This window comes from Streptomyces sp. NPDC014764 (genome assembly GCF_043082785.1).
GTDB lineage: Bacteria > Actinomycetota > Actinomycetes > Streptomycetales > Streptomycetaceae > Streptomyces > Streptomyces althioticus.
In genome coordinates this window covers 42,096-66,343 of record NZ_JBIBXY010000027.1, presented here as the reverse complement: position 1 = coordinate 66,343, position 24,248 = coordinate 42,096, and the positions used below count along the sequence as shown (strand labels likewise).

General features: G+C 68.6%; 18 protein-coding genes. 9 read left to right on the top strand and 9 right to left on the bottom strand.

Annotated elements, in window-relative coordinates:
- Positions 1-340: 340 nt before the first annotated feature.
- The 3 genes from ACF1AG_RS33390 to thyX form a co-directional block, all read right to left on the bottom strand.
- A complete protein-coding gene (locus ACF1AG_RS33390) occupies positions 341-2,026 on the bottom strand; it encodes a ribonuclease J (RefSeq protein WP_359607568.1) in 1,686 nt (561 codons plus the stop codon).
- Between the two features lie 153 nt (positions 2,027-2,179).
- The gene (dapA, locus tag ACF1AG_RS33385) at positions 2,180-3,082 is read right to left on the bottom strand and encodes a 4-hydroxy-tetrahydrodipicolinate synthase (protein WP_359607566.1); all 903 of its coding nucleotides are present in this window, start codon (positions 3,080-3,082) and stop codon (positions 2,180-2,182) included.
- 223 nt (positions 3,083-3,305) lie between these two features.
- Positions 3,306-4,046: an FAD-dependent thymidylate synthase gene (gene thyX, locus ACF1AG_RS33380; protein WP_387798894.1), complete on the bottom strand. Its 741-nt coding sequence runs from the start codon at positions 4,044-4,046 to the stop codon at positions 3,306-3,308.
- A gap of 149 nt (positions 4,047-4,195) precedes the next feature.
- On the opposite strand from thyX, the gene ACF1AG_RS33375 reads away from it, so the two are divergent.
- Entirely contained in the window at positions 4,196-4,753 is a 558-nt protein-coding gene (locus ACF1AG_RS33375; RefSeq protein WP_359607569.1) for a hypothetical protein, read from the top strand.
- 38 nt (positions 4,754-4,791) lie between these two features.
- On the opposite strand, the gene ACF1AG_RS33370 is transcribed toward ACF1AG_RS33375, so the two are convergent.
- From ACF1AG_RS33370 to rpsO, 5 genes are all read right to left on the bottom strand, one after another.
- Positions 4,792-5,235 (bottom strand): hypothetical protein, encoded by a 444-nt coding sequence (locus ACF1AG_RS33370; protein WP_391810937.1) that lies wholly within the window; start codon positions 5,233-5,235, stop codon positions 4,792-4,794.
- A 15-nt stretch (positions 5,236-5,250) separates the two neighbouring features.
- Entirely contained in the window at positions 5,251-6,003 is a 753-nt protein-coding gene (gene dapB, locus ACF1AG_RS33365; protein ID WP_359607562.1) for a 4-hydroxy-tetrahydrodipicolinate reductase, read from the bottom strand.
- Between the two features lie 36 nt (positions 6,004-6,039).
- The gene (locus ACF1AG_RS33360; protein WP_391810936.1) at positions 6,040-7,419 is read right to left on the bottom strand and encodes a M16 family metallopeptidase; all 1,380 of its coding nucleotides are present in this window, start codon (positions 7,417-7,419) and stop codon (positions 6,040-6,042) included.
- Positions 7,416-9,629, bottom strand: coding sequence for a polyribonucleotide nucleotidyltransferase (locus ACF1AG_RS33355; RefSeq protein WP_359601182.1), 2,214 nt, complete (start codon positions 9,627-9,629; stop codon positions 7,416-7,418). The genes ACF1AG_RS33360 and ACF1AG_RS33355 overlap by 4 nt, the downstream gene beginning before the upstream one ends.
- Positions 9,630-10,064: 435 nt before the next feature.
- Positions 10,065-10,352, bottom strand: coding sequence for a 30S ribosomal protein S15 (gene rpsO, locus ACF1AG_RS33350; protein WP_006130415.1), 288 nt, complete (start codon positions 10,350-10,352; stop codon positions 10,065-10,067).
- A gap of 267 nt (positions 10,353-10,619) precedes the next feature.
- Here rpsO and ACF1AG_RS33345 point away from each other — a divergent pair, with 267 nt between their 5' ends.
- A complete protein-coding gene (locus tag ACF1AG_RS33345; protein ID WP_359601183.1) occupies positions 10,620-10,898 on the top strand; it encodes a DUF397 domain-containing protein in 279 nt (92 codons plus the stop codon).
- Positions 10,899-10,953: 55 nt separating this feature from the next.
- Here ACF1AG_RS33345 and eccD read toward each other — a convergent pair whose 3' ends face one another.
- The gene (eccD, locus tag ACF1AG_RS33340) at positions 10,954-12,468 is read right to left on the bottom strand and encodes a type VII secretion integral membrane protein EccD (protein WP_391810935.1); all 1,515 of its coding nucleotides are present in this window, start codon (positions 12,466-12,468) and stop codon (positions 10,954-10,956) included.
- Positions 12,469-12,769: 301 nt separating this feature from the next.
- On the opposite strand from eccD, the gene eccCa reads away from it, so the two are divergent.
- From eccCa to ACF1AG_RS33305, 7 genes are all read left to right on the top strand, one after another.
- The gene (gene eccCa, locus ACF1AG_RS33335) at positions 12,770-16,747 is read left to right on the top strand and encodes a type VII secretion protein EccCa (RefSeq protein WP_391810934.1); all 3,978 of its coding nucleotides are present in this window, start codon (positions 12,770-12,772) and stop codon (positions 16,745-16,747) included.
- A 91-nt stretch (positions 16,748-16,838) separates the two neighbouring features.
- Entirely contained in the window at positions 16,839-17,312 is a 474-nt protein-coding gene (locus tag ACF1AG_RS33330) for a hypothetical protein (protein ID WP_359601186.1), read from the top strand.
- Between the two features lie 17 nt (positions 17,313-17,329).
- Positions 17,330-19,666: a DUF6571 family protein gene (locus ACF1AG_RS33325; RefSeq protein WP_359601187.1), complete on the top strand. Its 2,337-nt coding sequence runs from the start codon at positions 17,330-17,332 to the stop codon at positions 19,664-19,666.
- Positions 19,667-19,680: 14 nt separating this feature from the next.
- The gene (locus ACF1AG_RS33320; protein ID WP_359601188.1) at positions 19,681-20,205 is read left to right on the top strand and encodes a hypothetical protein; all 525 of its coding nucleotides are present in this window, start codon (positions 19,681-19,683) and stop codon (positions 20,203-20,205) included.
- A 243-nt stretch (positions 20,206-20,448) separates the two neighbouring features.
- The gene (locus ACF1AG_RS33315) at positions 20,449-20,793 is read left to right on the top strand and encodes a hypothetical protein (RefSeq protein WP_391810933.1); all 345 of its coding nucleotides are present in this window, start codon (positions 20,449-20,451) and stop codon (positions 20,791-20,793) included.
- Between the two features lie 73 nt (positions 20,794-20,866).
- Positions 20,867-23,110: a hypothetical protein gene (locus ACF1AG_RS33310; RefSeq protein ID WP_391810932.1), complete on the top strand. Its 2,244-nt coding sequence runs from the start codon at positions 20,867-20,869 to the stop codon at positions 23,108-23,110.
- A gap of 358 nt (positions 23,111-23,468) precedes the next feature.
- Positions 23,469-24,131, top strand: coding sequence for a hypothetical protein (locus ACF1AG_RS33305; protein WP_391810931.1), 663 nt, complete (start codon positions 23,469-23,471; stop codon positions 24,129-24,131).
- Positions 24,132-24,248 lie beyond the last annotated feature (117 nt).

The window sequence follows — 24,248 nt, the reverse complement described above, 5'->3', positions numbered from 1 at the left end:
TGAGTTCTCAAGGAACGGACGCTTCCTTTGTACTCACCCTCTCGGGCTTTCCTCCGGGCGCTTCCCTTCGGTCTTGCGTTTCCGACTCTATCAGATCTTTCCGATCCGATTTCCTCGGCGCTTTCCAGGTCGACGCTTTCGCGCTTTCCTTTCCGGCGGATCCGACTTTATCAGAGATTCTGAGCCGGATTTCCCACCCTCACCGGGCACTGGTGTCCGACCGCATGAAGTGGTCGGGTGCCCCGCTCGGAGGAGTTGTAAACGTACTGGAGCGGGGCGCCCCGATGCAAATCGAGGCGCCCCGCTGCCGGTTGACGCGTGCGTAGGGCCCGACGGTCCGTCAGACCTCGACCACCACGGGGAGGATCATCGGTCGGCGCCGGTAGGTGTCGGAGACCCACTTGCCCAGCGTGCGGCGGATGAGCTGCTGCAGCTGGTGAGCTTCGACGACTCCGTCCTGCGCCGAGCGCTCGAGCGTCTCCGTGATCCGCGGGATGACGTCGCCGAACGCGGAGTCCTCGATGCCGGAGCCGCGGGCCTGGATGTGCGGTCCGCCGGTGAGCTTGCCGGTGGAGGCGTCCATGACCACGAACACCGAGATGATGCCCTCGTCGCCGAGGATCTTGCGGTCCTTGAGCGCCGGCTCCCGGACGTCGCCGACGGACAGGCCGTCGACGTAGACGTAGCCCGCCTGGACCTTGCCGGAGATCCTCGCCTTGCCCTGGACCAGGTCGACGACCACGCCGTCCTCGGCGATGACGATGCGGTCGTGCGGGACGCCGGTGAGAGCGCCCAGCTCGGCGTTGGCGCGCAGATGGCGCCACTCGCCGTGGACCGGCATCAGGTTCTTCGGGCGGCAGATGTTGTAGAAGTACAGCAGCTCGCCGGCCGAGGCGTGTCCGGAGACGTGCACCTTGGCGTTGCCCTTGTGGACGACGTTGGCGCCCCAGCGGGTCAGGCCGTTGATCACGCGGTAGACCGCGTTCTCGTTGCCGGGGATCAACGACGACGCCAGGATCACCGTGTCGCCCTCGACGATGCGGATCTGGTGGTCGCGGTTGGCCATGCGGGACAGCGCGGCCATCGGCTCGCCCTGGGAGCCCGTGCAGACCAGGACCACCTCGCTGTCCGGGAGGTCGTCGAGCGTCTTGACGTCCACGACCAGGCCCGGCGGGACCTTCAGATAGCCGAGGTCACGGGCGATGCCCATGTTGCGGACCATCGAGCGGCCGACGAAGGCGACCCGGCGACCGTACTCGTGGGCCGCGTCCAGGATCTGCTGGATGCGGTGGACGTGGCTGGCGAAGCTGGCCACGATGATCCGCTTGCGGGCGCCGGCGAAGACCTGGCGCAGCACGTTGGAGATGTCGCGCTCGGGCGGGACGAAGCCGGGGACCTCAGCGTTCGTGGAGTCGGACAGGAGGAGGTCGATGCCCTCCTCGCTGAGCCGGGCGAACGCGTGCAGGTCGGTGAGGCGGCTGTCCAGCGGGAGCTGGTCCATCTTGAAGTCGCCCGTGTGGACCGCCATGCCGGCGGGTGTGCGGATGGCGACTGCCAGCGCGTCCGGGATGGAGTGGTTGACCGCCACGAACTCGCAGTCGAACGGGCCGATGCGTTCGCGCTGCCCCTCCGCCACCTGGAGGGTGTACGGGCGGATGCGGTGCTCCTGGAGCTTGGCCTCGATGAGGGCGAGGGTGAGCTTGGAGCCGATCAGCGGGATGTCCGGCTTCTCGCGCAGGAGGAAGGGGACGCCGCCGATGTGGTCCTCGTGGCCATGGGTGAGGACGATGCCCTCGATGTCGTCGAGACGGTCCCGGATGGACGAGAAGTCGGGCAGGATCAGGTCGATTCCGGGCTGCTCCTCCTCGGGGAAGAGCACTCCGCAGTCGACGATCAGCAGGCGGCCTCCGTACTCGAAGACCGTCATGTTGCGGCCGATCTCGCCGAGGCCACCGAGCGGTGTGACCCGCAGGCCGCCTTCGGGCAGCGGCGGGGGCGGGCCGAGTTCAGGATGCGGATGACTCAAAAGACTCTCCTCACCACACGCGCCACGTACCGGTGGGGCACGTGGCGCGCATGACGTTCGTGCGGAAGCAGTTGTCGTTGGTGATGCGGGCACCGGTGTCCCGCGTATTCAGTTGTGAGGTCGTTCTGCGCACCCGGGGCGCGCGAAGTCTGATTACTGGAGTTGTACCCCGCCCGCGGCAAGATCGATCTTGAGCTGCTCGATCTCTTCGGGCGTGCACTCGACCATGGGGGCGCGCAGGGGGCCCGCGGGGAGGCCCTTGAGCGTGAGCGCCGCCTTGGTGGTCATGACGCCCTGGGTGCGGAACATGCCCGTGTAGACGGGAAGCAGCCTCTGGTGGATCTCGGTGGCCTTCTGGACGTCGCCGGAGGTGTACGCCTCGACCAGGGCGCGCAGCTCGGGGGTGACGACGTGGCCGACGACGGAGACGAAGCCGACCGCGCCGATGGAGAGCAGCGGCAGATTGAGCATGTCGTCGCCGGAGTACCAGGCGAGCCCGGTGCGGGCGATGGCCCAGCCGGCGCGGCCGAGGTCGCCCTTGGCGTCCTTGTTGGCGACGATCCGCGGGTGCTCGGCGAGGCGGACGATCGTCTCCGTGCTGATCGGGACGCCGCTGCGGCCGGGGATGTCGTAGAGCATCACGGGCAGCTCGGCGGCATCGGCGACGGCCGTGAAGTGCCGGTAGAGGCCCTCCTGCGGGGGCTTGTTGTAGTACGGCGTGACGACCAGCAGGCCGTGGGCGCCGGCGCGCTCCGCGGCGCGGGCCAGCTCCATGCTGTGGTGGGTGTCGTTGGTTCCGACACCGGCGACGACGTGGGCGCGGTCGCCGACCGCCTCCACGATCGCCCGTACGAGATCCGCTTTCTCCGCGTCGCTGGTGGTGGGGGACTCGCCGGTGGTGCCGTTGACGATCAGGCCGTCGTTGCCTGCGTCCACCAGGTGGGTGGCGAGCCGCTGTGCGCCGTCGAGGTCGAGTGCGCCGTCCGCCGTGAAGGGCGTGACCATGGCGGTGAGGACCCGCCCGAAGGGGGTCTGCGGAGTCGAGGTCGGAGCCATGGGTTACACGCTACTCGTTGCTCAGGCCGGGGTCTTCCCTCGGGGGAGGCGACGGAGGGGTGTGAAGGGGGGACCCGGCACTGCCTGCTCGGGGGTTCAGGCAGTGCCGGGTCCGTTCGATCAGGCTAGATGAACTTCACGAAATGCCGCAATACGGACACTTCGCGTGGCTGACCCGTACATCAGTGCTCGGCTGCCGCGCGGGACACGGCAGGGGCGCCCGCTACGGGGCGACGCGCCCGTTGGCGTTGAAGGCGGCGTAGGTCAGCGGCATCAGGCGGGCCCACTCCGCCTCCATCTTCTCGCCGGCCATCTCGATCTCCCGCTGCGGGAAGGACGGCACCTTCGCCAGCTCGTGCTGCGTGCGCAGGCCGAGGAAGTGCATCAGCGAGCGGGCGTTGCAGGTGGCGTACATCGACGAGTACAGGCCGACGGGGAGGACCGAGCGGGCGACCTCGCGGGCCACTCCGGCGGCCAGCATCTCCTGGTACGCCTCGTAGGACTGCCGGTAGGAGTCCTCCATGGCGCGTCCGACGAGCACCTGCTGCTCCTTGGTGCCCTCGACGAAGCGGTACTTGCCGGGGCGGCCCTCCTGGACCAGCTTGCGGTCGGCGTCCGGGACGTAGAAGACCGGCTGCAGCTCCCGGTAGCGGCCCGACTCCTCGTTGTACGACCAGCCGACCCGGTGCCGCATGAACTCGCGGAAGACGAAGATCGGGGCGCTGATGAAGAAGGTCATCGAGTTGTGCTCGAAAGGGCTGCCGTGCCGGTCCCGCATCAGGTAGTTGATCAGGCCCTTGGACCGCTCGGGGTCCTTCTGCAGCTCGTCCAGGGACTGCTCGCCGAGGGTCGAGACGCGGGCGGCGAACAGCACGTCGGCGTCGGACGCGGTGTGCTTCACCAGCTCGACGGTCACATCGCTGCGGAAACTGGGCTTGAGGTCGTCGGCAGGGGTGTCGGTCACGGCGCGCAGGGTCCTTCCATCACTTCTGGGGCGCCGCCCACTCTACGGCGCGGACGCGGGGCCGTCCGGACCCCCGAGGGTGGTGACCGGGGACACAGATCGATAGCCTCACCGGGCACAGCCCCTGCATGGATCGAGTGAGGACCACCGTGCCCCTGCCCTTCCTGACGGCCGACCGCGCCTTCGACACGACGGACGACGTCGCGCTGCCGTACGACGACCGGGACCGCTGGCGGCGCCCCTACCGGCCCGGCCCCTGGCGCGTGGGCGCGGCCGCGGTCCTGCTGCTGCTCGCCTCGTTCGTGCTGTTCTCGTCCGTGATCATCGCGGCGACGACCACGCCCGCGTCGGCGGCCACTGTCTTCGGGTTCGCGCTGGTCATCGTGGCGGCCGCGCTGCGGATGCTGCGCATGGGAGTGTGGGTGAGCGCCGGAGGGCTGCGTCACGTGGCCTTCGTCAGCACGCGTACGACGCCCTGGGACCAGGTCGTGGCGGTGCGTACGGTGCAGCAGCCCGTGCGCTGGCTGGGGCTGCCCAGGACCGTGCAGGGGCAGGCGCTGGTGATGAACCGGCGGGGCCGCTCGTCCGACGGACCGACGCCGCTGCTGACCTCGCACAACGCGGACTTCCTGGGCCGCGACCCGCTGGCCTTCGACCGCGCGGCCGACACGGTCGAGGCGTGGGGCGACGAGTACGGGCGGGCCTGACGGCGGACGCGCTGCCGCGCTCCTGACCGCCCGGGCGGTCAGGAGGCGGTCTTGCGCAGGGCGATGGCCCGCTGCATCGCCTTGCGGGCGCGGGGGGTGTCCCGGGCGTCGTGGTAGGCCACGGCGAGCCGGAACCAGCTGCGCCAGTCGTCGGGCGCGTCCTCCGTCTCGGCCTTGCGCAGCGCGAAGACCTCGTCGGCCGACTCACGGTCGACGCGGCCGCTGGGCAGCCGCTTGAGGGTGTCGACGGGCAGGCCGCCCTCGGCGTCCAGTTCGGCGGCGAGCCTGTTGGCGTCCCGGACGAACTGGGTGTTCTTCCAGAGGAACCACACGCCGATGACCGGCAGGATCAGCACGGCCACGCCGAAGGTGACCGTGAGGAGTGTGCCGGCCTTGATGAGCAGCACGCCGCGGCTGCCGACCAGGACGAAGTAGACGACCAGGACGGCGGCCGTGAGGGCGTAGGAGATCTTCGCGCGCATAGGGGTGGGACCGGCTCAGTTCAGGTCGAGGAAGTGTTCCAGGCCGAAGGTGAGGCCGGGAGTGGTCACCACGCGGCGCACGCCGAGCAGGATGCCCGGCATGAAGCTGCTGTGGTGCAGGGAGTCGTGGCGGACGGTGAGGGTCTCGCCCTCCGCACCGAGCAGGACCTCCTGGTGGGCGAGGAGACCCCGCAGCCGTACCGCGTGCACCGGGACCCCGTCGACGTCCGCGCCGCGGGCGCCGTCCAGGGCGGTCGTCGTGGCGTCCGGGGCGGGGGTGCTGCCGGCCTGGCGGCGGGCCTCGGCGATGAGCTGGGCGGTGCGCGTGGCGGTGCCGCTGGGGGCGTCCACCTTGTTCGGGTGGTGCAGCTCCACGACCTCGACGGACTCGAAGTACGGTGCGGCGATCTGGGCGAACTTCATGGTCAGCACGGCGCCGATGGAGAAGTTCGGGGCGATGAGCACGCCCGTCTCCGGGGACTGGTCGAGCCAGCCCCCCAGCTGCGCGAGGCGGTCGTCGGTCCAGCCGGTGGTGCCGACCACCGCGTGGATACCGTGGCGCACGCAGAAGTCGAGGTTGCCCATGACCGAGGCGGGGGTGGTCAGCTCCACGGCGACCTGGGCGCCGGTCTCGGCGAGGGTCTCCAGCTTGTCGCCCCGGCCGAGGGCGGCCACCAGCTCCATGTCCTCGGCGGCCTCGACCGCCCGTACCGCCTCGGAGCCGATGCGGCCCTTGGCACCCAGGACCGCCACGCGCAGCTTGCTCATGTTCGTTGTTCCTTACCGGGTGTGTTCCGGGGTGGGTCAGGCGACGGCGTCGTGCAGCCGGGACGCCTGCTTGTCCTTCAGCGGGCCGATGACCGACAACGAGGGCCGCCGTCCCAGGATGTCCCGGGCTACCGAGCGGACGTCGTCCGGGGTGACCGAGGCTATCCGGGACAGCATGTCGTCGACCGACATCTGCTCGCCCCAGCACAGCTCGCTCTTGCCGATACGGTTCATCAGCGCGCCGGTGTCCTCGAGGCCGAGGACGGTCGAGCCCCTGAGCTGGCCGACGGCGCGTTCGATCTCGTCGTCGGGCAGTCCGTGCTCGGCGACCTGGTCGAGTTCGTCGCGGCAGATCTTCAGCACGTCGTGCACCTGCGAGGGCCTGCAGCCCGCGTAGACGCCGAACAGGCCGCAGTCGGCGAAGCCGGAGGTGTACGAGTACACGCTGTAGGCCAGGCCGCGCTTCTCGCGGACCTCCTGGAACAGCCGGGAGGACATGCCGCCGCCGAGGGCGGTGTTCAGCACGCCGAGCGCCCAGCGCCGCTCGTCGGTGCGGGCGAGGCCCGGCATGCCGAGCACGATGTGCGCCTGCTCCGTCTTGCGGCCGAGCAGTTCCACGCGCCCGGCGGTGCGCAGGGCGCGCCGGCCGCCGCGGGGGGCGATCGGCTGCGCCGCCGGGTCCTTGAACGCGCCGGCCTTCTCGAAGGCGGCGCGGACCTGGCGGACGACCTTGTCGTGGTCGACGTTGCCCGCGCAGGCGACCACCAGGTGCGTGGGGTCGTAGTGCTTCTTGTAGAAGCGGCGGATGCGGTCGGCGGTGAGTGCGTTGACCGTGTCGACCGTGCCGAGGACGGGACGGCCGAGGGGGTTGTCGCCGAACATCGTGTGCGCGAACAGGTCGTGCACGCAGTCGCCCGGGTCGTCCTCGGTCATCGCGATCTCTTCGAGGATGGCGCCGCGCTCGACGTCGACGTCCTCCTCACGGATCACCGAGCCGGTCAGCATGTCGCACACCACGTCGATGGCGAGCGGCAGGTCGGTGTCGAGCACGCGCGCGTAGTAGCACGTGTACTCCTTGGCCGTGAACGCGTTCATCTCGCCGCCGACGGCGTCGATCGCCGCGGAGATGTCCAGCGCGGAGCGGGTGGCCGTGCCCTTGAAGAGCAGGTGCTCCAGGTAGTGGGTGGCGCCGTTCAGGGCCGGGGTCTCGTCGCGGGAGCCGACGTGCGCCCAGATGCCGAAGGTCGCCGAGCGGACCGAGGGCAGGGTCTCGGTGACGATGCGCAGTCCCCCCGGGAGGGTGGTCCTGCGGACCGTGCCGATGCCGTTCTCGCCCTTGATGAGGGTTTGGGTACGGGCGACGGCCCGCGCCTCCGAGGAGGTGCGGGCCGTCGCCTTGGAGCCACGGGACGTCACTTGTCGGCGTCGTCCTTCTTGTCGTCGTCCTCGCCCTCGATCACGGGGATCAGGGAGAGCTTGCCGCGGGAGTCGATCTCGGCGATCTCGACCTGGACCTTGTGGCCCACGCCGAGGACGTCCTCGACGTTCTCCACGCGCTTGCCGCCGGCCAGCTTGCGGATCTGCGAGATGTGCAGCAGACCGTCTTTGCCGGGAAGCAGGGAGACGAACGCGCCGAAGGTCGTGGTCTTGACGACCGTGCCCAGGTAGCGCTCGCCGACCTCGGGCATCGTCGGGTTGGCGATGCCGTTGATCGTGGCGCGGGCGGCCTCGGCGGCCGGGCCGTCGGCGGCACCGATGTAGATGGTGCCGTCGTCCTCGATCGTGATCTCGGCGCCGGTGTCCTCCTGGATCTGGTTGATCATCTTGCCCTTGGGGCCGATGACCTCGCCGATCTTGTCGACCGGGATCTTCACGGTGATGATCCGCGGAGCGTTGGGGGACATCTCGTCCGGCGTGTCGATCGCTTCCATCATCACGTCGAGGATGTGGAGGCGGGCGTCACGGGCCTGCTTGAGGGCGGCGGCCAGGACGGAGGCCGGGATGCCGTCCAGCTTGGTGTCGAGCTGGAGGGCGGTCACGAAGTCCTTGGTGCCGGCGACCTTGAAGTCCATGTCGCCGAAGGCGTCCTCCGCACCGAGGATGTCGGTGAGGGCGACGTAGTGCGTCTCGCCGTTGATCTCCTGGGAGATCAGGCCCATGGCGATACCGGCGACGGGGGCCTTCAGCGGCACACCGGCGTTCAGCAGCGACATGGTGGAGGCGCAGACCGAGCCCATGGACGTCGAGCCGTTGGAGCCGAGGGCCTCGGACACCTGACGGATCGCGTAGGGGAACTCCTCGCGCGTCGGCAGCACCGGCACGATGGCGCGCTCGGCGAGGGCGCCGTGGCCGATCTCGCGGCGCTTCGGGGAGCCGACGCGGCCGGTCTCGCCGACGGAGTAGGGCGGGAAGTTGTAGTTGTGCATGTAGCGCTTGCGGGTCACCGGAGAGAGGGTGTCCAGCTGCTGCTCCATGCGCAGCATGTTCAGCGTGGTGACGCCCAGGATCTGGGTCTCACCGCGCTCGAACAGCGCCGAGCCGTGCACGCGCGGGATGGCCTCGACCTCGGCGGCCAGGGTGCGGATGTCGGTGACACCGCGGCCGTCGATGCGCTTCTTCTCCTTGATGACACGCTCGCGGACCAGAGACTTGGTCAGCGCGCGGTACGCGGCGGAGATCTCCTTCTCGCGGCCCTCGAACTCCGGCAGGAGCTTCTCGGCGGCGAGACCCTTGACGCGGTCCAGCTCGGCCTCGCGCTCCTGCTTGCCGGCGATGGTGAGCGCCTGGGCGAGCTCGGGCTTGACGGCCGCGGTGAGCGCCTCCAGGACGTCGTCCTGGAAGTCGAGGAAGATCGGGAACTCGCCGGTCGGCTTGGCGGCCTTCGCGGCGAGGTCGGCCTGGGCCTTGCAGAGCACCTTGATGAAGGGCTTCGCGGCGTCCAGACCGGCGGCGACGACCTCCTCGGTCGGCGCCTCGGCACCGCCCTCGACGAGCTTGATCGTCTTCTCGGTGGCCTCGGCCTCGACCATCATGATCGCGACGTCGCCGTCCTCGAGGACGCGGCCCGCGACGACCATGTCGAAGACGGCGTCCTCGAGCTCGGTGTGCGTCGGGAAGGCGACCCACTGGCCGCGGATCAGCGCGACGCGGACGCCGCCGATCGGGCCGGAGAAGGGCAGGCCGGCCAGCTGCGTGGACGCGGAGGCGGCGTTGATCGCCACGACGTCGTACAGGTGGTCGGGGTTGAGCGCCATGATCGTGGCGACGACCTGGATCTCGTTGCGCAGGCCCTTCTTGAAGGACGGGCGCAGCGGGCGGTCGATCAGGCGGCAGGTGAGGATGGCGTCCTCGGAGGGACGGCCCTCGCGGCGGAAGAACGAACCGGGGATCTTCCCGGCCGCGTACATCCGCTCCTCAACGTCCACCGTGAGGGGGAAGAAGTCGAGCTGGTCCTTGGGGTTCTTGGAAGCGGTGGTGGCCGACAGCACCATGGTGTCGTCGTCCAGGTAGGCCACGGCGGAGCCGGCGGCCTGACGGGCCAGACGGCCCGTCTCGAAGCGGATGGTGCGGGTGCCGAAGGAGCCGTTGTCGATGACGGCCTCGGCGTAGTGGGTCTCGTTCTCCACCAGCGTTTTCTCCGTTACTTGTCGTCTTTCGTCCCTCTCACCCGTGTGGCGGGGGGACGGGGCGGAGAAGCGCGCCACTGGTGCGGGCCGGTCTTCGATCGAAGCACCCGGGGTTGACTCTCCCGGGGGCCACTACCGAGGACCGGCGGCGGCGGGGTGCGCTTCCCCTCGTACGGGGGACGTCGGGTGACGTCCGGGGTGGACGCCGGGACGGCGTCCACTGTGGACGCCGGGTGACGTCCGGGGTGGACGCCGGGTGACGTCCGGTGTGATGGTCCGTGGGTCGCATACCCGATGCGGCGCGGGTCATCACGCTGAGTCGTAGTTCTTGCGTTCTTGCGTTGTGCTACCACACTACAAAGGCGCGGTGACACTCCGCACGTACAGCAAAGGGAGCGGTCCCCTTGTCCCGGGAACCGCTCCCCTCACGGTGTCTTACTTGGCGCCCGCCGCACCGCGGCGGATGCCGAGGCGCTCGACCAGCGCACGGAAGCGCTGGATGTCCTTCTTGGCGAGGTACTGCAGGAGCCGGCGGCGCTGACCGACGAGGATCAGCAGGCCACGGCGGGAGTGGTGGTCGTGCTTGTGGGTCTTCAGGTGCTCCGTCAGGTCGGAGATCCGACGGGACAGCAGAGCGACCTGGACCTCGGGGGAGCCGGTGTCACCCTCCTTGGTGCCGAACTCGGAGATGATCTGCTTCTTCACTGCGGCGTCGAGCGACACGCGTACTCCTCATGATCTGTGAGTGGCCACCGAGTGCCCCCGGTCTGCTTCTCGGGGGGTCTTCCATGACTCGGAAGGCGGGGATCCGCTGGGCGCGGCCTCCAGGGCGGGTGGCTCCGGGGGTGCGTACACATACGGCCGTCGCCCAGAGTACCAGGTGGTTACGGGCCGCTTTCCCCCGGTCGGTGGAACCCGTCGGAAGGGCGTGAGCAGGCCACTAGGGTGAGCGCTCGCATCGATCGTACGTCGGGAAGGGGTCGCTGGGGCATGGCGGAGACGGCTGAGGAGATCAAGGCACGCAAGGAGCGGGAGAAGAACGAGCTCTACGCCCTCGACATCTCCGGTGTCGAGTGGCTGAGCGCGCCGGGCACGGAGGAGCACGAGGAGCGGGTGGAGATCGCGTACCTGCCCGGCGGCGCCGTGGCCATGCGGTCCTCCCTGGACCCGGACACCGTCCTGCGGTACACCGAGGCGGAGTGGCGCGCGTTCGTGCTGGGCGCGCGCGACGGAGAGTTCGACCTGGAGCCGACGGAGCACGAGGCGTGATCCTCCGACCGAGGGCGCGGCGTCCGACGGAATCCCCGGCGGAGGCCGCGCCTCGTCATCCGGTCAGGGACCGCACCGTGGTGTAGACGTCGAAGACGGCCAGCGCCAGAGGCACCAGCGTGAGCAGCACGAAGCCCTCCGCGATCTCCAGGAACCGGCCCCAGAAAGGGGTGGGGCCGCTGTGCGACGCCTTCAGGCCGATCAGGGTGATCAGCGCGGCAGCCGCGGCGATGGCGGTGACCAGCCAGACCGCGCGGAGGTCGAGGCCGGCGCGGTCCCCCGCCAGCGCGTCCCGGACCAGGGCGTCCGGCGGGTTGAGCGCGAGGCCCAGGCCGAGTGCCACCAGGGAGGCGAGTCCGGCGGCGAGGAGCGTGGCGACCTGCGCGGTGTAGCGGAACAGCTGCGCGCGCATCAGCAGGGCCACTCCCGTGGCGAGGGCCAGCAGCTGTGCCCAGAGTCCGCCGGAGAAGCCGAGCACCAGGGCCGCTCCCGCCGCCACCAGCGAACAGCCGCCGACCAGGCCGACGAGGAGCTCGTGACCGCGCCGGGCCTGGGCCCGGATGCGTTCGGCGTCCACCGGCTGGTGGGGCGCGGGATCGTTGCCGTACGCGCTGGGCGGGGCGGTGTCCGGCGTCTCGAAGCCGATGGGCAGCCGGGCGAACCGCAGGGAGATGCCCGGCAGGAAGGCGAGGGCGCCGACGGCGACCGGCGCGCACAGGGCGGCGGTCTCGGCCGGGGTCCAGTTCCTCAGCAGAGCCGCGAAGGAGGCGAGCAGCGCGAGGGCCGAGGCCACGGAGACGGCGACGAACGGGCCGTCGCCGCTCGGGGAGCACAGGGTGAGGATCACCGAGGCCACCAGCACGGCCGCACAGGCGAGAAGGAACTGCAGCTTCCCGATGCCCTGCCCCTCGGAGAGCGACAGCAGCCCTGAGCCGGCCACACCCACGTTGGGCAGCGCGCCGAGGCCCAGCGCCACGGCTCCGGCGCGGTCGTCGTAGACGCGGGCACGCACGCAGCCGAGGACGACGAGCAGGAGACCGGCGACACCCGCGAGGACACCGGGCAGGCTGTGCATGTCGTGCCGCGGATCGGCGGTCCAGGCGACGAAGGCCAGCAGGGCGGGCAGCACACCACCGCCGATCAGGCCCGCGGCCCGCGTGAGGTCGCCGTCCCACAGGGACCTGTCCCGGGACACCGCGGAGGCCACCGCTTCGGAGACGTCGTCGACGACGGCGGGCGGCAGGGATTCGGAGAAGGGACGAAGGGTGAGCAGTTCGCCGTCGAGAATGCGCTGTGCCGCGAAGGAACGGGAGCTGTCGAGGACGGTGCCGTCGCGGCGTACGAGGTGGTAGCCGACCGGGGCGCCCTCGGCCGGGGTCTGCCGGGAGAGCCTGAGGATCTCCGGATAGAGGTCGGCCACCGGCACGTCGTCGGGGAGCGCCACATCGACCCGGCTGTCGGGCGCGACGATGGTGACCCGGCAGAAGCCGAGCCCCGTCACCGCCCCGGTATGGGCTCCCCGGCCCGGTGCGCCGGTGCCGGTGACCGCCGTGGAGGCCGTCGTGCTCACCTTCTGATCCCCCTCAGTGATGCTGTGTCAGCTGGAGTGACGGGTCGGTGTCTCCCCCTCGCGGCCCGCAGCGGGTCGGGACGACCGGAGACGATTCCACCGGGCACGCCGTGTGCACGCCGCGTCGAACGCGCGAGGTGACGTGCGCCCTTCGGAATTCGCATGTGCTCACGCGAACCCCCGGCACCCTACCGCCCGCCATCGCCGGGTGCGATCAGTAGGATCACGCGGCGGCCCTCGTGCGCCTGACACGGGGAGGCGGACGACAAACCCAGCGGGCCGGCAAGGGAATTGGTGGGCAGTGAGCCAGATCGTCGTGAAGCGTCCTCCTCGGGCGCTGCCGCCGGAAGTGCCGACGAGCGAGGTCGTCGTGCAGCCGCCGCCCGAACTGCCGCGGGGACACCGGGAAAGCGTGCTGATGCAGCTGCTGCCGACCCTCGGCATGGGCGGTTCGGTCGTCTTCTTCTTCACCAGCGGGCAGCCCTTCATGCGCATCATGGGCATGGTGATGATCGCGTCGACGATCGCCATGTCGGTCGCCATGGTGATCCGCTTCCGTCGAGGCTCCCAGGGACAGATCGCCGACCTCCGCCGCGACTACCTGGGTTATCTGTCGCGGACCCGCCGGACCACCCAGGACACGGCACGGGCGCAGCGTGACGCCCAGTACTACCTCCACCCCTCCCCGGAGCAGTTGTGGGCGCTGGTCGCCGAAGGCAGCCGCGTGTGGGAACGGCGTCCGAGCGACGAGGACTTCGCCCAGGTGCGCATCGGTCTGGGCCCGCAGTCGCTGGCCACTCCGCTGGTCGCCCCGGAGATCGGCCCCATCGATCAGCTTGAGCCGCTCACGGCGGGCGCGATGCAGCGGTTCGTCGCGATGCACAGCACCCTGGACGACCTGCCCATGGCTGTCTCGCTGCGCGCCTTCTCCCATGTGGTGCTCGGTGGCGAGGCTGAGGCCGTACGTTCCTGCGTCCGAGCCTTGACCGGGTCACTCGCCTCCCTGCACTCCCCCGAGGATCTGGTCGTCGCGGTCGCGGCGGGACGGGAGTCCCTGCCGCACTGGGAATGGGCCAAGTGGCTGCCGCACGTGCAGCTTCCCGGCCTCACGGACGGCGCCGGATCCCGCCGTCTGATCAGCAGTGATCCCCTCGAGCTCGACGATCTGCTCTCCTCGCGTCTCATCGGACGCCCCCGCTTCCACCCGAACGCCGCCCCCCTGCCCGACACTCCGCACGTCGTCGTCGTGCTCGACGGGGTGTCCCTGCCGCCGACGTCCCTGCTGGCGAGCCCCGAGGGCCTCCAGGGTGTGACGGTAATCGAGGTGACCCGTGGAGAACCGGCGGGCGCCCAGGGTGACCTGTCCGTCATCGTGCGGCCGCACACGCTCTACCTGGAGTCGGCGCACGGCGAGGTCTACGAGGGGAAGCCGGACTCCCTGTCCTACGAGTCCGCGGAGGCGCTGGCCCGGCAACTGGCTCCGCTGCGGGTGGCCTCGGGCGGCGACGACGACGAACCCCTGCTGGCGAACCTGGAGTTCACGGACCTGCTGAACCTGGGCGACGCCGCCTCCGTCGACACCCGGCGCACCTGGCGGCCGCGGTCGCAGGCGGAACGGCTGCGGGTGCCGATCGGCGTCGGTGAGGACGGGCGCCCGGTGATGCTGGACCTCAAGGAGGCGGCGCAGGAGGGCATGGGCCCGCACGGTCTGTGCGTCGGCGCCACCGGTTCCGGCAAGTCGGAACTGCTGCGCACGCTGGTGCTGGGCCTGGCGGTCACCCATTCCTCGGAAACGCTGAACTTCGTCCTTGCGGACTTCAAGGGCGGTGCCACCTTTGCCGGGATGGCGCAGCTGCCGCACGTGGCGGCCGTCATCACCAACCTGGCGGACGACCTGACCCTGGTCGACCGCATGGCCGACTCCATCCGCGGCGAACTGAACCGGCGCCAGGAGATGCTCCGCGACGCGGGCAACTACGCCAACATCCACGACTACGAGAAGGCCAGGGCCGCGGGCGCGCCGCTCCAGCCCATCCCCTCCCTGCTGCTGGTCATCGACGAGTTCAGCGAACTGCTCACCGCGAAGCCGGACTTCATCGACATGTTCGTGCAGATCGGCCGCATCGGCCGGTCTCTGGGCGTGCACCTGCTGCTGGCCTCTCAGCGGCTGGAGGAGGGACGGCTGCGCGGCCTGGAGACGTATCTGTCGTACCGCATCGGTCTGCGCACGTTCTCCGCCGCCGAGTCGCGCGCGGCCCTGGGCGTGCCGGACGCGTACGAACTGCCGAACGTGCCGGGGTCGGGAATCCTGAAGTTCGGCACGGACGAGATGGTGCGTTTCAAGGCGGCGTACGTCTCGGGCGTCTACCGCCCGGGAGGACAGCGGGACGCGTCCGCGGAAGGGCCGCTGCCGATGGACCGGCGCCCTGTGCTGTTCACGACGGCGGAGGTGCCGGTGCAGTACGTGCCGGTGCCGCGGCAACGGACCGGCGCGGCGGACGGCGCCGGCGAGACGGACGACGCCCTGGCGGACACCGTGCTGGACGTGGTCGTGCGCCGGCTGGAGGCGCAGGGCCCGGCGGCCCACCAGGTGTGGCTGCCGCCGCTGGACAGCCCACCCTCACTGGACGGGCTCCTGCCCGGCCTCGCCGCGGTGGAGGGGCGGGGGCTCACGCAGCCGGGCTACGAGGGCGCCGGGCGCCTGGTGGTTCCGGTCGGCCTTGTCGACAAGCCGTACGAGCAGCGTCGTGACCCGCTGTGGGTGGACTTCTCGGGCGCGGCCGGCCATATGCAGATCCTTGGCGGTCCACAGTCCGGCAAGTCGACCCTGCTGCGCTCGCTGATCTGCTCCTTCGCGCTGACGCACACCCCGCACGAGGTGCAGTTCTACGGCCTGGACTTCGGTGGCGGTGGCATGTCCGCGCTGGCCGGACTGCCGCACGTCGGCGGTGTCGCCTCCCGGCTCAACCCGGAGCAGGTGCGACGCACGGTGGCGGAGGTGTACGGCCTGCTGAACCGCCGTGAGGAGTACTTCCGCACCGCGGGCATCTCCTCCATCGCCGAGTTCCGGACCCGGCGCGCCCGCGGCGACATCTCAGTCACCGACCAGCCCTGGGGCGACGTGTTCCTCGTCATCGACGGATGGGGCAACTTCCGCGCCGACTACGAAGCACTCGATCAGGTGATCCTCGACATCGCCGCCCGCGGCCTCGGCTACGGCGTCCACCTGGTCCTCTCCGCCTCCCGTTCCATGGAGGTCCGGTCCGCCCTCAAGGACAGCCTGCTGAACCGGCTCGAGCTGCGCCTCGGCGACACGATGGACTCCGAGATCGACCGCAAGGTAGCCGCGAACGTCCCCACCGGCGTGCCTGGGCGTGGTCTGTCGCCCCAGAAGCTGCACTTCATGGCGGCCGTGCCGCGCATCGACGGTCTGAAGTCCGACACCGACCTCGCGGACGCCACGGCCGCGCTGGCCGCGGAGGTGTCCCGGCACTGGGAGGCGCCGGGGGCGCCGAAGGTGCGCCTGCTGCCGCGTGAATTCCCGGCCGGTCACCTGCCTCCGGGCGACCGCTTCCCTCAGCGCGGCGTCGCCTTCGCGCTCGACGAGGACAACCTCGAGCCCGTGTTCGTCGACTTCGACCAGGATCCCTTCTTCCTGGTCTTCGGGGAGAGCGAGTCCGGCAAGTCGAACCTGCTGCGCCTGCTGATCAAGCAGCTCACGACGCGCTACCCGGGCGACGCGTGCAAGCTGTTCGTCGTGGACAACCGGCGCTCGCTTCTGGGTGCCACCCCGGACACCCACCTCGCCGAGTACATTCCGATGTCCAATGCCATGGAGCACCACATGGTGGCTCTGGCCGACCTGATGAAGCGGCGCACCCCGACCGCCGACGTGACCCCGCAGCAGCTCCGGAACCGCTCCTGGTGGCGAGGCCCGACGGTGTACGTGGTCATCGACGACTACGACCTCGTCGCCACGTCGAGCGGCAATCCGCTCAGCGGTCTGACGGAACTGCTGCCGTTCGCGCGGGACGTGGGCGTGCGCTTCGTCATCGCGCGGTCCACGGCCGGCGCGAGCCGCGCCTCGTACGAGGCCTTCATGCAGCGCATCAAGGAGCTGGGGGCGCAGGGCGTCGTGTTGTCGGGCGACCCGTCCGAGGGCGACGTGCTGGGCGGGGTGCGGCCGCGGCCGATGCCCGCGGGGCGGGGGGTGTTCGTCTCCCGGCGGCGTGGGCGGCCGTTGGTGCAGACGGGGCTGGTCGAGGAGGAGAGGTTCTGACGACGGGAACCGGTGTGATTGCTCACGGAGCCTTCGCAGGGCAGGCAAGTGGTACGGCTGAGTTCGGCTGAAGCCGAGGAGGAGCGGATCCATGGCATGGGACGAGTGGGAGCAGCTGAAGTCTCAGGCTGCCGACCGGCAGCCGGCGCAGATGCAGTTGAACGGGGCGCCGGCCCAGGGGCCGGGCGGCGGAAAGCTGGACCTGGTCGCCCGCCAGGACGACCTCGGCGCCGTGGGCCACGAGGCGTTCGTCCTGCACGGTGACCTCGAGAAGAAGGTGGACATTGCGGGTGCCGGAATGAACGCCGACCATGCCGGTTCCACCCACCAGGCGGCGACGACGCTGTCCGGCTCCGGCTTCACCATGGGCGACGAACTCATGACGACTCTGTCCGTCTGGGAGAGCCAGGTGAAGGCGGTCCGCCAGGCCTGCGCCCATATCTCCAACCACCTGGACTTCAGCAAGAAGCTGCACGCCAACGACGATGCCGAGATCGCCGCGTCCATCATGCGGCGTGACGGCACCGCGCTGCCCGCCTCGGAACTCGAGAAGTACTTCAAGTAGCACGGGGGAAGTCAGGCATGTCCATCACCTACGGCGACCTGATGCAGGTCGACCTCGGCAAGCTGGGCACCTCGGTGTCGGACTGGAAGAAGGTGGTCAGCAACCTCAAGCAGCTCGAGACCGATGCCCGTGACGGGCTCAAGAAGAAGTCGGACCGCGCTCGCTGGGAAGGTGTGAACGCCGGCGTCACGCGGAAGTTCGTGGACAAGACCGTCAAGGAGTTCGCGGACCTCCACACGGAGGCCAACAGCATCTTCCAGGTGCTGGAGGACGCCCATCGTGAGCTGGTGAGTCTGCAGAAGGGTGTACGTACTCTCACCGCCGAGGCGAAGGAGAAGGGGTACACCGTTCAGGACAACCGTGACGGCACGGTGAGTGTGGGTCTACGGCCCGACGCCGACGCCAAGAAGAGCAAGGACGGCAAGGACGACACGAAGGCGGACCGGCAGCACTACGCCGACTCCATCACCCGGAAGGTCGCCCATGCTCACGACATCGACGTCTCCGCCAAGCTGGCGCTCAAGCGGGCGCACGGGAGCGACCTGTACAACGCCGGGCACGCGAAGTACGACTCCCTGAACGACGCCCAGGTCGAGCGTGCCCTGGAGCTCGCCAAGAAGCGGGAGGACATGTCCGACCGCGACCTGGCGGAGCTGAACAGGCTGCTGCGTCACAACGGTCGTGAGAAGGACGGCGAGTTCGCGACGGAGTTCTTCGAGGGCCTGGGCGGACCACGGCAGACGCTCGAGTTCTACGCGGCGCTGTCGATCGACGGGACCGGTCAGGACGCTTCCAAGACCCGTCTGGCCGGGGTGCAGGATCTGCAGAAGTACATGGGCCACGCCTTGGCCAACGCCACCGATCCCTACACCCCGCAAAGCGTCCGCGGCGACCGGCAGCATCTTCCCTCATGGTGGGGCGCGGAGTTCCGCAAACTGGGCACCCAGGAGATCGAATGGGAGCGTGGCATGTGGAGCAAGCCGTACGGCTACCAGGTCCTGGGGGGCTTGCTCCGTTACGGGAACTACGACCCGGCGTTCCTGACGCCTATCGCGGAGCATGTCACCCAGCTGCACCAGGAGGATCCGAAGCGGTTCCTCTCCAACAGGCCCGCCGGCAGCGACGATCGCTACGGTTTCAACCCGTCCGGGAAACTGGGCAGTGGCAACGACCCGCTGAACAGTGTGCTGGAGGCGTTGGGCCACAGCCCTGAGGCGGCCGAGCAGTTCTTCACGGAGAAGCCGACGGCTTACAACGAGGACGGCACGGTCAAGTCAGGGGCCAAGACAGACTTCAAGTCCTACCTCGATCTTTTCGCCGACAAGGACTTCGAGTGGACGACAGACAGAAACGCCTCCAACATGGGGTTCGATTCGGAGGCGACGGACAAGGCCCGTAACTACGGCCCCGATGCTCTGGGCCACGCTCTCGAGGCCGCCGCGACAGGCCGCCCCTACGACAGCGACGTCGTCGATCCGTCGGTCAAGCACAGCAAGGCGCAGGCGGAACTGGTCCACGACATCGTGGAGAAGTTCTCCAAGAACCCGGATCTGCTGACGCACAACATGAACGGGGACCTGGAGGACGAGGAGACCGGTCCCCTGTATGCCCTGCGCGACAGCCTGGGCAACATCGCCGCCGACTACATGGGCGACTTCCAGCGGACGATGTACATGGAGGACGTCGACAGCAAGGTGTTCCCGGTCAACGGTGCGCCGGCCGATCTCGGTTACGGAGACGCGCAGAAGTTCCTCGGGCTCGTCGGACAGGACCCGGACGCGTACAGCGCCATCACCGCCGCGCAGCAGGCCTACACGACGGCTGTGGTTCACCAGTTCTTGGACGCGGAGGGCAAGGGTCTCACAGCGGAGGACGCCTCCCGCGTCGGCGACCTGGTCGCACCGGGCGCCGCCATCGCGGGAATCATGAGCAACGCGCGGGCTGACGCGATCTACGACTACCACACGGCTTCGGACACGGAGTACAACGAGGCTGTCGCGGACAATGCGAAGTGGGTGGGGCGGTTCCTTGGATTGGGGACGGGCGCCATTCCACCGCCCTTCTCTGTCGTGACGGAGCCTGTCAACTGGCTTGTCGAAGACGTCACCGAGAGCGTCGTAAAGAGCGTTGAGCAGGACACCACGGAAGAGGCTGAGCGCGACGCAGGCAACCAATACTCAGATGGCCGGGAGGCAGTAGCGTCGGCCTCATCGCTAGCCGTAACCACCTTTTTTGAGCAGCATAGAGAGTTCGACCAGAAAACGATGGACGCCATCAACCGCGCCGCGCGAACGGCAGCTGGCGTAAGCCACTCCGACGGCGCCCAGTGGAATTCTTCGGGAGACGGCACGTGACAAGGAATCACCGAGTGAACAGCTCCTCTATGAGGGCACTCACCACAGCCATTCTGTGCACCCTCCCACTCACCGCTTGCAGCTCTACGAAGGATGGTCTCTCCTATCAGGTACCGGACAATATCTGCGGGATTTCCGCGGACAAGCAGATCCTTGGAGATCTCCTCCACGACGGTGACGAACTAGGACAGGACACGGGGCACTTCACCCTCGAAGAAGGACAGTTCTGCCACATGTACGTTGATGGCAACGACTCCGTAGTCAGCGACGCAGATTGGAATGAGAGCGGGTACACACTGCGCGACTACTTCGACCTCTCCGCGAGGAAGGGAACGCGCTACTTCGCAGGAGGTAAGTACGCATCATGGGAGAACGGCGTCGTAACGGTTATACCCTGCCCCGGAGTCAGCGAGGAGGGTGATGTCCTGACCGTAGCCGTAAAAGACATCCGCTGGAATAGAGATTCCCAGTCTCTACTGGAGAAGCTCGGACCGCCCTACTTCGATGCGTACAAAAAGAAGCTCGGTTGCCCCTCCTGAGGCGTGATGCGTTCTCAGCAGCGATATGTGGGGAGCGAGATCGTTCTGGTGCGGCCTCCGGTGAGCCGTTCGTCGGTCCGATTGTTAGCCTGTCGGACGAACAGTGATCGACTGAACGGGGTGGCGCAAGTCGTGGTGGGGTCTGGCGCGGCGGACCAGTACGGGACCGTTGGCGGGGCTGAACAGCCGGTCGGGATGCGGCTGAATCAGTACCCCGCGGACACGGGAGGTCCCACGGGGCCGGTGGGGGCAGGCAGGAAAGACCTTGCTTCCTCCCCCGCACAGAAGAAGGCCGCGGCCAAGGCCATCCAGGACAATCTGCAGCCCGACACCCGCAAGGCCGGTGACCTGGCGGACGACGAGACCGGCGCCGCGGTCAAGGCCTTCGCCGCGAAGGACGGCGACGGCTGGGTGACCTCCACGGCGCTGAAGAAGGCCCACAAGACGTGGGGCGAGCAGGTGCAGGCCCTGATGAACCGTCTGGGCTCCGAGAAGGAGGCCCTGCGCAGCACCAACATCCTGCTGCAGAACACCGACTTCGGTGTCGGCCTGGGTATTCGCAAGTCGTCGAGCCTCGACGGCTACTGATTCACACCCGCCACCACCGACCGTTCACGCCGACGCGCACCACGGGGGACCCGTGCCGACGTATCACGAGATCATGACGACAGACCTGGGCACGCTCACCACGGCGGCCGATGCCTGGGACGGCATGGCAAAGGAGTTCAGCAAACAGGAGAAGGCCTACAAGCGGGATGTCCACGGCATATCCATGGGCCCGGCATGGATAGGTCTGAGCGCAGACGCCGCGAACCGCCGCTTCGACATCACTCTGCAGGAGTACCAGAACGCCCAGACCGAGGCGAAAGCCGTCTCCTCGCTCCTGCGAGACGCCCACATCCAGTTCGTGGAGCTGCGCGGGAAGCTCAAGGCCGCCCGTCAGGACGCGGTGGCCAACGGCATGAGGGTGTCGGACCAGGGCGTCGTCACGTACGACACCGCCTCGCTAGACGAGGGCACCCGCAACGCCTACCACCACGACCCCGATTTCCAGGAGAGCGTGCGCAAGCAGGTTCAGGCCTCGCAGAACCGCATCGATCAGCTCGTCAAAGACATCACCGACGCGGACAAGGGCGTCCAGCTCTCCCTCAACGCCGTCGTCGTCGACTCCAACCTCCTCGACGGCACCTCCAACGGCTTCAACGGGCAGGCTCAGGGCGACATCGAGAAGTACGAAGCCGAGAACGCCGAGGACATCGCCAACCGGCTCGCGGCCGGCGACAAAGTGTCCGCCACCGAACTCGCCGAACTCCGGCGGGCCTTCCGCGACAACTCGGACGACAAGGTGTTCAGCCAGACCCTGCTCAAAGGGCTCGGCCCGGACGGCACCATCAAGTTGACCAACGAGCTGAACGAGCTCGCGTACGACGACGACAAGAAGCACAAGGCCATATACCTGGAGCTGCAAGGCGGTCTGGCCGACACCGTCGCCAAGGCCACCCAGGTGCCCGGCTCGGTCGCCGACGTGCCCCCGGGATCACAGAAGTTCAAGGACTGGGTGGCCAGCGACGACGGCCGGTTCTACCGCCAGTGGATGGATGACCTCGGCAAGCACGGAACCAAGAACTACGGATCCAACACCCAGCCGCTCTACGGGTACCAGTCATTCGTCAGCCTGATGCAGCATGCCGACGCCAAGTACGACGACCAGTTCCTCTACGAACTGGGCGACGAACTCATAGCCGCTGAGAAGCACCAGCCCGGTATCTACACCGAGTGGGGCGCCGGGCACGACGGCATTCGGGCAGACGCCCTGGACGGGCTCCTCGGCGTCATGAGCAAGAACCCCGACGCAGCCACCTCCTTCTTCGACCCCGCAGGCAACGGTACGGGGTCCGATCATGTGGCCAATGACCATGTGAAGTACCTGCTGCACGAACGCGAGTGGCCGCAACACAGCACAGTCGCCGGACCCACGGTCGTCACCATGGACGACCCACTCAGCCGCCTCGGGCTCGGCCTGGCCCTTGAAGCGGCGACCACCGGCCGGGAACCCGATGGCACCGGCGCGTCCTTCGACCACCACACCGAAGCACAGGCTCGGGTGATGCAGGAGACCATCACCCAGTTGGACAAGGACGACGCCATACCGCAGAACATGAAGGTTCCCCTGGGACGCGCTCTCGCCGACTACACAATGGACACTCACGCGATCCTCAGTGGCACCGAGCCGAGCAGCCCCGACGGGCTCGATCACATCAACGCTGATGGTGACGAGTCCAGCATCGCGAACAGCAAGCACAGCTTGCTCCGCGTAATGCGCGGGGTGTCCGACGCCGCCTACGGAACGACCCCCGACGGGGACCCCGTCCTCGTTTACGACCTCCTGTACGAGAACCAGAAGGTCTACTCGGCCGATTACCTCGACACAGCAAGGGACGCTCCCTCCGAGCAACAGAACAATGTCGTCGGCGACTGGGACAACAAGGCCCGGCACGTGGGCGAGGTCTACGGATCCATGACGGCGATCGGGTCCGACATGATTCTCGACGACCGGGACACCAAGATCGGCAACCTCAACGACACCATGCGCTACACGTACCACGGGGTGGGTGGGCTGTTCACTCAGATTCCCGTGGTGGGGGATCCGGTCCAACGCATGATCGACGCAGCCACCTACGAGTACTCCAAAGACGTGACGGCCGCAGCCGAGGACGTGGCCAGGTCCGAGGACAGTGCTGAGACGTCCGCGGGCGTCGGTGGCACGAACGCGCTGCTCGACGCATGGGGCACCACCCACGACATCAAGGGAACCGAGGCCCACGAACACGCCAAGGGCGAGGCCAAACAGAGCTTCATCACAGGGCGTGAGGACGCGTACTCGGCTTTGCGTACGAGGAAGTGACATGGCGGACAAGAGTGGCCGGGCACGTCTCGGACGCAGGATCATCGCACCCGTTCTTGCGGTCACCCTGCTGACGGCAAGTGCTTATCTGTGGCTGAACACGAACGTGCTGGGCCGTGGAGACCTTTGCGGAGGACTCGTGTCCGGGAACACGGCCGAAGAGGTCTTCCCTCGTTCCGGGCGCCTCTCCGACGGCCCCGGATTGGACGGGTCGTCAAGTGATCGCGTGACTTTCGCCTGCATGGTGGAGAGGTCGTCCTTCCTTCTGGGGCCGGACACCGATCAACTGAGGGTTTCGGGAAGCCGCGAGAGAGGTGATTTCCCCTTCCGCGAAGAAGGACGGTGGCCCAGCCCCGCCATGATGTCGTTCTTCTCCGATGGCGCCACCGGTGGGGTGGGCCAGGACCACGGCTGGGTCCTGCTCCCGGAGGCCTGCATCGACGACAACGGGCCGGCGATCGTGGAGGGGTACGCCCCGCAGGGAGCGGACCCGCTCGCACTCGCCCGACTGCTGACCGAGGTGGCCAACAACGCGGCGCAGCGCGGAGGCTGTGCCTCCGACGAGCCCATGTCCGCCCCCGAGGCCCTGGCCCCGGCTCCCGCAGCACGCCCGGTGCGGGACGACACGGTCTGCGGCATCGCCGGTCTGACGTTTCCGGGTCCCGCTACCCGGGAACGCGCCGGGACCACGGAGACGGTCCAGCGCGACGGGGGTCCTGTCTGGTCGTGTGAGGTCGACAACCACGCCACGTACGCAGTGACGCAGGAAGCCCGCCTCATCGCGGGCATCCGCTCCTCCCCCGGGTACACCGAGCAGCGGCGCGTGGCCGGCCACGAGGTCATGGGAGCTGATCCCACCCACGTCGTCGCCGACTGCGGCGGCGTTCCCACCTACTTCGCCATGGAAGTCCATGAGGGCTACACAGCCGCCCTCGAAGAGTCCGGTGCCCCCGGCCTGCGCTCGCTGTACGACAACTTCGTCGATGTCGCCGGCGAGCGCTTCGGCTGCACCACTTCGTGATCACAACAGCTAGGAGGACCTGTCTTGGGCGCCACTTCGACCACGCCGGTCGGTGGTCGTGGCCGTCGTTGCCGCCACCTCGAACTCCCAAGGTCGGCTCAGCCGCCGCGTGGGACG

Bases quoted from the DNA above. Each gene is read 5' to 3' on its own strand.
- ACF1AG_RS33370 (WP_391810937.1), bottom strand. From the start codon at position 5,235: ATGCGCGCGAAGATCTCCTACGCCCTCACGGCCGCCGTCCTGGTCGTC.
- ACF1AG_RS33310 (WP_391810932.1), top strand. From the start codon at position 20,867: ATGACGACAGACCTGGGCACGCTCACCACGGCGGCCGATGCCTGGGAC.
- ACF1AG_RS33345 (WP_359601183.1), top strand. From the start codon at position 10,620: ATGGCGGAGACGGCTGAGGAGATCAAGGCACGCAAGGAGCGGGAGAAG.
- ACF1AG_RS33325 (WP_359601187.1), top strand. From the start codon at position 17,330: ATGTCCATCACCTACGGCGACCTGATGCAGGTCGACCTCGGCAAGCTG.
- dapB (WP_359607562.1), bottom strand. From the start codon at position 6,003: ATGAGCAAGCTGCGCGTGGCGGTCCTGGGTGCCAAGGGCCGCATCGGC.
- dapA (WP_359607566.1), bottom strand. From the start codon at position 3,082: ATGGCTCCGACCTCGACTCCGCAGACCCCCTTCGGGCGGGTCCTCACC.
- ACF1AG_RS33330 (WP_359601186.1), top strand. From the start codon at position 16,839: ATGGCATGGGACGAGTGGGAGCAGCTGAAGTCTCAGGCTGCCGACCGG.
- ACF1AG_RS33305 (WP_391810931.1), top strand. From the start codon at position 23,469: ATGATGTCGTTCTTCTCCGATGGCGCCACCGGTGGGGTGGGCCAGGAC.